This is a genomic window from Agrobacterium sp. LY4 (assembly GCF_001526585.1).
GTDB lineage: Bacteria > Pseudomonadota > Alphaproteobacteria > Rhizobiales > Rhizobiaceae > Agrobacterium > Agrobacterium leguminum.
On record NZ_ASYA01000037.1, the window covers coordinates 1 to 1,334 of the forward strand.

At 41.2% G+C, this 1,334-nt stretch carries 1 protein-coding gene; it reads left to right on the forward strand.

The features are described 5' to 3' along the window. Positions 1-1,042 precede the first annotated feature (1,042 nt). Positions 1,043-1,309, forward strand: a complete 267-nt coding sequence (gene tcmP, locus L904_RS28630; protein ID WP_371259440.1) for a three-Cys-motif partner protein TcmP — start codon at positions 1,043-1,045, stop codon at positions 1,307-1,309. Positions 1,310-1,334: the final 25 nt, after the last annotated feature.

The window sequence follows — 1,334 nt, forward strand, 5'->3', positions numbered from 1 at the left end:
ATGATCGATCGCCACTCGAATCTGATCTCCGCTCTATTCAATTCCATCTCGCTCATATAGTTTCCATGCATAATCATTCTCCAGCCATATCGATATTTTCAACATAAAAATCATATATTTACGCGTTATCGTCCCGCAATCCGCAAATTGCAGGCCGTAAAAGCAAGATTCTGGCCACGGATTTTCATCCGCTCTCAATTATTCATATATAATTCAATGCAGCATATATTTTATATGCAACTGCATATATGCCTATATAAATATATGTTTACGGAATCCTCCCGGGTCGCAGGTGTACTCCCCTCTTCATCTCGGTTTCCAAATTCGAATTCCTCTTCTGGTTGTGTAAATATTGCTTCTTGCGTCGACGATTCATAATCTTCGCTACCCTTCGCCTCATCAGGGCTGTATCTGCACGAGCTGCAAGAACGTACATTTCATAGAGACCCATTTGAACACACCTTTCCTATCACGCGACGCAGTTGCGACCGTGTCTTGAGCTTCATCTCTTTTCCCATCAGCCTTTCAGCTCAATGGGCATTGCAACGGGGCACTGAAAACTGCCACCTGGGGAAATAAAGACACTTATCAGTGCCCCGCATCAGTCAGAGCCAATAATCTTGAGAGAAATAGAACGGCCCACCACGAACCCAATCCACCTCTCCAATCATCGAACTATCCCTGCCGGCCCAGAAATATGAGAGCTACGTCTTCACTCAAAACCAGCGCCGCAGAACGAAAATAAATATAGTGGGGAAAACACGCCCGTGAATAAAAATGGAGCCATAAAAAGAAAATTCATAGTAATTCCTTGAATATAAAATGATAAAAAATACTCGATTTAAAAATCACTCTCACTCAAATTTCCTTCCAATAGAAAAACATAAAAACAATTATTAAAAAATATTATTTTATAATAAAATAAATATATTATATTGTAATAACAAATTTACACCGCCCTGAAACGACTCGACTAATAATTGCGAATCATTTTGAATTCTCTGCGGCATTGTTTGAGGACGACATGGATAACGAACGGCATATGTTTGGCAGTTTAGATACAGACACGAAACTCTCGTGTCTTCAACAATATCTGACAGCTTACTCCGTTGCACTTAAAAGCAAAGGCTTCGCGCGAGTATACATAGATGCATTTGCGGGAACTGGCAGCAGAACAGTAACGCACGCATCCCTACCTATATTTTCCGAAGGAGAAGAAAAAACGATTGAGGTTACAACACCCGGATCAGCATCAATTGCTCTCGCCATCGAACCTGGATTTCACCACATCGTCCTAATTGAACAGTGACCTGCCACTGAGAATTTCCTCCAGA